Genomic DNA, 7,290 nt, shown 5'->3' on the forward strand with positions numbered 1-7,290 from the left:
CAAACAAGGAGTTGAAATGCCCACATTCAATGTGCAAATGTTTGAAGGAAGAACAGTCGAGCAAAAACGCAAATTTGTTGCTGAGGTAACTCGTGTCACCTGCGAAACCTTAGGATGCAGCCCTGGATCGGTTGACATCATCATCACCGATGTGAAGAAAGAGGACTGGGCGACCGGCGGGAAGTTATGGTGTGATGCGGATTAAGCATGAACCACGATAGGTGAATAGTTATAAAAGGTTGGCGAGTAGGTCTACCGTTTTACTGTTAAGTCTCTGAAATAACTCTTATTCCCTTTGCGCGAGCAATGTGACCTAGTGCAGCGGCCAACTCTGCATCATCACCCTCATTCATCACTTGATTTAAATACTCTGTCATTGCCCGTTTACTTTTCAGTAATCGGGCAATGTCGAACTCACGAATATCATGCTGTTTGTTTTTAGGATTTTTCTTCATCATATTTACCATCGCCCACTATGGTAATCGAGCAAACCCTCGAAGGCCACCCCATATGAACATGGGGGAATTACTTTTAGAACTTTTTACCTAATGGTGTTGATTTTTCTCTAAGAAGAACTCGGCTTGCGCTAAAGCTTCCTCTGCATCAAGTCCCACGATATCGGCTTGCACTTCCTGTTTGAGCTCGGGTCTTGCATTAAAGATGGGGCCGCCTACCATCACCCCAATCGTTGGATTCAGTGATTCGGCTTTGAGTAAGCTGATAAAGCGATGTAAGGCCGGTAGTTGATCCTCGGTACTGACTGAGAGCCCAACTAAATCGACATGCTGCGTCTTCACGGCAACAACGATATCGGCTTGCGTTGCCGCCAACTCACCCCACACCTTCCATCCGGCTCTTCGGAAAAACTCTGAAACCATAAAGAGGCCTAAAGTATGTTGCGATCCGGGTAATGGAACCAATACTGCATGCGGTGCTTGATCGTCAGTGCGCGCGAACTCCTGAAAGAGCGGACTAAAGTCATAAATCAATTGTTTGATACGCCAAATACCAGTAGTCACTTGAGTAAAGCTAGCACTATCCTCTACCCACATCACACCTAAACGCCTAGCGACTGGAGCCAATAAGCGAAGGTAGATTTCATCGAGGGGTACACCTTGCTCGTAGAGAGCTTGCACGAACTCAGCGGCTTTCGTTGCATCGTCACGCAATACTAAGTGCGTAAGTTCATCCACTCGTTGCGGATCGTTGAGTCGAACATTCATCAGAGGCGAACGATTGGCCTCAATCGCACTGCTATGAGCCACCAATAGACGTGGGATCACATTGGTCTCAATGGTTTGCATCAACCAATCCAGATGTTCCTGTGGGCCCGCTTTGAGACTTAATGGCTGATTTCCAATATCGACCGCCAATTGTTTGACGCGCTGATCGTGAGAATGATTTAAGTCCTCTTCTGCACAGGCATCCCATTCAGCCCTTTGGGGGTTGACCTTTTGTTGCTCCTCACTTTTGGAAAATAATTTTTCCTTAATGAGGCCTGCATATCGCCTTAGGGGCATGCGTTCTCCGATTTTCTATCTGTGGCGCTTCCATTTAGGCTAGCCAAGCTGCACTGAAAATCAGGCCTATTTTTTTGCGTCGTTATCTACGGTTTCTTTATAGATCGTTCGGGTAAATGAAGCCATGAATGTTTACTTTTAAGGGTTAACCCTAGTTTTAATGGGTATTACAGAACTAAGTGTCAATATAAGTTGACACATTTAGCACAATTCAATATAAAAAGAGGAGTCCCACCCGAGTTAGGCAGCTATGGCCGTTCAATCCAAGTCCAAGAAGGAAGCCGTACCCATTCGTTTGGTATTGGTGACCATGGACACGCACTTAAATAGTGCGGCACGACGCGCCCAATTTCAGCTCCAACGCGCCATTCCAGGTCTGTCCTTGCAGATCCATGCCGCAAGTGAATTTACCGGCAATCCTGAGTTGATTGATAAAGCGGTGCATGACATCGCCCATGGCGATATTGTGCTCGCAACCATGTTATTCATGGAAGATCACTACCTTCCAGTGTTTGAAGCTTTAAAAGCGAAGCGCGATGATTGCGATGCGATGGTCTGCGCCATGTCAGCTGGGGATGTGGTGAAGCTCACCAAGATTGGTAAGCTTGATATGAGTAAGCCCGCCAGTGGGCCGATGGCAATCCTCAAGAAACTGCGCCCCAAACCCAAGACCGAGGGCGAGAAGCAAACTAGTTCGGGCGCCAAGCAAATGAAAGTGCTGCGCCTCATTCCGCAAATCCTCAAATGGATTCCGGGAACCGCGCAAGATGTGCGGGTGTATTTCTTAACCCTGCAATATTGGTTGGGCGGTTCCGAAGAAAACTTATTCAATCTCTTTAGTTACCTCATCAACCGTTACGCCTCTGGTCCGCGGGAGGTCCTGCGTGGTTTAGCAAAGCCCACCGATCCGGTGGAGTATCCCGATTTGGGTGTTTATCACCCGCGCATGAAAAATCGTCTGAGTGAAAAACTCTCTGACCTTCCTAAAGTAATCTCCGATAACAAACGTCGTGGTCGGGTTGGTCTTTTATTACTGCGCTCCTATTTAGTTTCTGGCAACAGTGGTCACTACGATCCCGTGATTGCTGCATTAGAAGCCCATGGCTTGCAAGTAGTGCCCGCTTTTGCTGCGGGTCTTGATGCGCGCCCTGCCATTGATACCTATTTCATGAAAAACAATCAGGTCACCGTCGATGCGGTGATCTCACTGACCGGCTTCTCCTTAGTTGGTGGCCCAGCGTACAACGATGCCAAGTCGGCTGAAGAGGTACTTGCGAAGCTTGATGTGCCTTACATCGCTGCCCACCCAGTGGAGTTTCAGACGCTCACGCAATGGGGTGGTTCCGATCGTGGTTTGATGCCAGTCGAGAGCACCATCATGGTCGCAATTCCGGAATTGGATGGCGCGACCCAACCGATGGTGTATGGCGGCAGGCCCGGTGCAGCAGGTACCACATGCACCGGCTGCCATCAACGCTGCACCTTTACCGAAGACCACAACCCGCAAGATATGTTTACCTGCGTCGAGCGTACTGCCATGCTCGCATCTCGTACTGCTAAGTTGGTGGATCTGCGCAACTCGGATAAAGCCAATCGCAAAGTGGGTTTAGTGATTTTTAACTTCCCACCCAATGCGGGGCATACCGGTACTGCCGCTTACCTCAATGTCTTTGAATCTTTACACCAAACCATGTTGGGGCTCAAAGCCGATGGTTATACCCTCACCGTACCCGAGACACCTGAAGCCTTACGTAAAGAAATCATTGAAGGCAACGCCCAGCAATATGGGGCCGAAGCCAATGTGCACACCATCATCAGCGCCGATGATCATGTCAAGCGCGAGCGTTGGTTAAGCGAGATTGAAGCGCAATGGGGTCCAGCTCCAGGTAAGCAATGGAGCAATGGCTCGGGGATTTTTATATTGGGTAAGCAGTACGGCAACGTCTTAGTGACCGTACAACCCGGCTTTGGATTTGAAGGCGATCCGATGCGCCTTCTCTTTGAAAAAGGCTTTGCGCCAACGCATGCGTTCTCTGCGTTTTATCGCTACTTGCGGGAAGACTTTGCTGCCAATGCTGTTCTGCACTTCGGCACACATGGAGCCCTTGAATTTATGCCGGGTAAGCAAGCAGGCATGAGTGGTTCGTGCTGGCCCGATCGCTTAATTAACGATCTACCCAACTTTTATCTCTATGCATCCAATAATCCTTCGGAAGGTGCTCTTGCCAAACGCCGTGCAGGTGCCACACTCATTAGCTATCTCACACCACCTGTGACCCAAGCGGGGATTTATGCGGGACTTGCCGATCTCAAAACCTCGATTGAGCGCTGGCGTGGTCTCTCGCCCGAGCAGCGTGGCGAGGAAGAGGATCATGATTTGGCCGCTCTCATTCAGGCGCAGGCAGCGCAGATGGATTTGTGTAAAGCGGAACCGCTGTGGGAACTGCGCGATGCGAACTTCATCCAACAGCAAATCACCAAACTCTATGAGCAGATTTTGGAGTTGGAGTACACCTTAATTCCGCATGGCATGCATGTGGTCGGCTCCACCCCCAGTGAATCCGAGCGTGTGGATTTACTGAGTGCCATGGCAATTGGTTCGTTTAGCCAAACCTTACCGAATTCAGCAATTACGCAATTGGTGCAAGGCAAGTCTATTCAAACGATCGTGAACAAGAATAAAGATCTTCAAGAGCTGGCTCGAGAGGAAGCCATTGCGATTTTGGAGAAGCTTCAACACTGGGATCAGCAGATCCAGGAAGAGACCGAGATCCCGAGTATTCTGAAAGCGCTTGATGGTCGCTTCATTCGCCCTGCACCGGGTGGCGATGTGATGCGCAACCCCGAGGTCTTACCATCGGGACGCAATTTGCACGGCTTTGATCCTTTCCGCATTCCAAGTGCTTTTGCGGTCAAAGATGGGGCCAAGCAAGCCCAGAAGATTTTGCAACGGCATATCGATGATGCAAAAGCCCTCCCTGAATCGATTGCTCTTGTGCTGTGGGGCAGCGACAACCTCAAATCCGAAGGTGGGCAAATTGGTCAGGCCTTAGCACTCTTAGGAGCACTGCCCCGCTTTGATGGCTATGGACGCCTTGCGGGCGCCACCCTCATTCCACTCGCAGAACTTGGTCGCCCACGCATTGATGTCGTGATTACTCTCTCGGGGATCTTTCGGGATCTGATGCCCTTGCAAATTAAGCTCTTAGCTGAAGCAGCGTATCTCGCTGCTGCTGCGGATGAGCCGATCGAGCAAAACTTTGTACGTAAACACGCGCTCGCCTATATGCAAGAGCACGGCTGTGATTTGGAGACCGCAGCACTGCGAGTCTATGGCAATGCCGATGGTACCTATGGGGCGAACGTGAACCACTTGGTTGAGCACAGTGTGTGGGATGAGGACGATGAGCTCGCCGAGACCTATATGCGTCGCAAGGGTTTTGCCTACGGTAAATCCGGTAAACCGGTTTGCAACAATGCACTACTAAAGAGCGTCTTAGCGGATGTCAGCATGAGTTATCAAAACTTGGAGTCGATGGAACTCGGGGTAACCACCATCGATAACTACTTTGATACCTTAGGTGGCATTACCAAGGCAGTGAAGCGCGCCAAGGGGGGTGAAGAGATCCCGGTGTATATCGGCGATCAAACCCAAGGTGAAGGGGTGGTACGGACTCTCTCAGAACAAGTGTCGCTCGAGACCCGCACCCGCATGCTTAATCCCAAATGGTTTGAAGGAATGTTGAAGCACGGTTATGAAGGCGTGCGTCAGATTGAGGTTCACATCACCAATACCATGGGTTGGTCCGCGACCACTGGGCAGGTGCAACCCTGGGTCTATAAGCAACTCACCCAGACGTTTATTTTGGATCCGAAGATGCGGGAGCGCTTAGCACAACTCAATCCCACTGCGTCAGCCCGCATGGCAAACCGTCTTATGGAAGCCTCGAACCGTAATTATTGGCAGCCCGATGATGAAATGCGTGCCGCGATGAAACAAGCCAGCGAAGAGCTTGAAGATCGCCTGGAAGGCGTCTTTGAAAACCCTGCCATGCAGCGCGCTGGGTAATCCCACTACCCCTTAAATTACCATTAGCGGTTTTTTCTGAATGGGTGGTGCAAAAATTTGATCAAGCGCCTTAAGTAACGCATCATCCAGTACTAGATTGGCAGCAGATAGATTTTCTTTAAGACGTTCTGGATGAACGGTTTTCGGGATCGCTACTGCATTGGGTTGGCGTAAGACCCAAGCGAGCGCCACTTGCGCTGGGGTCAAGCCAGCTTCTTTAGCCAGCCCAATGAGTTTAGGGTCGCGCATAAGCCCCCCGCCACCCAAGGGCGAATAAGCCATCAATGCGATATTCTTTTCCTGCATGAGTGGGATGAGATCGTATTCAATACCACGGGCATTCAAGGCGTAATAGACTTGATTGCATACCGTTTGGTAGGGGCTGCCTACGTTTTGCTCCGCTGCAAGCCAATCGTTCACATCAGGCGCATCAAAATTACTGATGCCATAACTGCGAATCAGGCCTCGTTCCTGGAGTTTGATGAATCCTTCTAGTGTCGCCTCATAAGAATAAGAGCCTTGCCAATGGAGAAGATAGCAATCCAGATACTCGCAGCCCATGCGCTGGATGGAACGTTCGCAAGCGGTGATGGTTCCTTTGGTACTGGCATTACTAGGCAAAACCTTACTCACGATTTGGAGATGGTCACGTGTATTTTTACCGACGCGTTGCAAGGCTTTGCCAATGAGGATTTCGGCTTGACCGGAACCATACATCTCGGCGGTATCAATGAGTTGATAGCCCATCTCAATGGCTGATGCAATTGCAGCAATTTCTTGGGCTTCAGAGCGAGCGCTCTCACCCATTTGCCAGGTGCCCAGTCCAAGGCGCGTCTGAAACTGAAAACTCATCTCATCTTTACATCACAATTTTGGCATTCTGACGTAGACGCCGTACGGTCTCGGTCAAATACTGCTGCACAATCGCTTGCCGCAATTGGGGTTTGGATTCTTCAAAAGTAGGAATCTTCATCGCGCGCTTATCATCCAAACGTACGATCACCCACGCGTTACCAATTTGAATCGGTTTTTTGGCAAATTCGTTTTTATTGAGAAGGCGCAGAGTTTGTAAAACATTCGCATTCATTTGCGAAGCATTGACCCACCCCACACTCCCACCCTCCTTTTTAGTCGCCGCATCGGCTGAGAACTCGCGCGCCAGCTGGGCAAACGAGTCGCCCTTTTGCAAACGACTCATGAGCAGCATCGCTTCACTCTCTTTGGTGGTGACAATTTGACTAAACCGATACTGTACTTCGCCACCTGTATCGCCAACCAATTTCTTTTGACGCTCATACTCAGCTTTGAGTTGCTCGTCAGTGATGGGATTCTTTTGAAAGTAATCGTCAATATAGATTTGCAACAAAAGATTATTCTCATACTGATCCACCTGAAAAATAAAATCCGGCTTTTTATCCAAGCCCTCTTTTTTGGCTTCTTGCACCAAGAGTTCACGATTAATCAATTCTTCTTTAATGGTCTGCTGCAACTCGGGAGAATCTTTGGCGCCGCGCTCGATGGCATTTTTAAGGGCTGCATCAAAGAGTGCTTGGGTAATGGGGGTGCTATTAACGGAGGCTACAAAGCCAAACTCATTTTTATTCTGAGCGTTAATTAAAAAGGAATAGCAAGTAATGCCTACAAAGCAAAGCAAGCGTATGAATGGTTTCATCTAGAAATCTCTCAATTAAATGAGATCGA

At 49.4% G+C, this 7,290-nt stretch carries 6 protein-coding genes; 2 read left to right on the forward strand and 4 right to left on the reverse strand.

What is annotated here, in order from left to right; all coding sequences use genetic code 11:
* Positions 1-16: 16 nt before the first annotated feature.
* Entirely contained in the window at positions 17-205 is a 189-nt protein-coding gene (locus QUE66_RS06840; RefSeq protein ID WP_108508852.1) for a 4-oxalocrotonate tautomerase, read from the forward strand.
* Between the two features lie 61 nt (positions 206-266).
* On the opposite strand, the gene QUE66_RS06845 is transcribed toward QUE66_RS06840, so the two are convergent.
* Complete coding sequence (locus QUE66_RS06845) at positions 267-458, reverse strand: helix-turn-helix domain-containing protein (RefSeq protein WP_286223314.1); 192 nt, start codon at positions 456-458, stop codon at positions 267-269.
* A gap of 87 nt (positions 459-545) precedes the next feature.
* Positions 546-1,520: a cobalamin B12-binding domain-containing protein gene (locus tag QUE66_RS06850; protein WP_286223315.1), complete on the reverse strand. Its 975-nt coding sequence runs from the start codon at positions 1,518-1,520 to the stop codon at positions 546-548.
* A 250-nt stretch (positions 1,521-1,770) separates the two neighbouring features.
* Here QUE66_RS06850 and QUE66_RS06855 point away from each other — a divergent pair, with 250 nt between their 5' ends.
* A complete protein-coding gene (locus QUE66_RS06855) occupies positions 1,771-5,589 on the forward strand; it encodes a magnesium chelatase subunit H (protein ID WP_286223316.1) in 3,819 nt (1,272 codons plus the stop codon).
* Positions 5,590-5,601: 12 nt separating this feature from the next.
* Here QUE66_RS06855 and QUE66_RS06860 read toward each other — a convergent pair whose 3' ends face one another.
* Together QUE66_RS06860 and QUE66_RS06865 are read right to left on the reverse strand one after the other, a co-directional pair.
* The gene (locus QUE66_RS06860) at positions 5,602-6,441 is read right to left on the reverse strand and encodes an aldo/keto reductase (RefSeq protein ID WP_286223317.1); all 840 of its coding nucleotides are present in this window, start codon (positions 6,439-6,441) and stop codon (positions 5,602-5,604) included.
* 7 nt (positions 6,442-6,448) lie between these two features.
* A complete protein-coding gene (locus QUE66_RS06865) occupies positions 6,449-7,261 on the reverse strand; it encodes a peptidylprolyl isomerase (protein WP_286223318.1) in 813 nt (270 codons plus the stop codon).
* Positions 7,262-7,290 lie beyond the last annotated feature (29 nt).

Source organism: Polynucleobacter sp. HIN6 (assembly GCF_030297575.1).
Classification (GTDB): domain Bacteria; phylum Pseudomonadota; class Gammaproteobacteria; order Burkholderiales; family Burkholderiaceae; genus Polynucleobacter.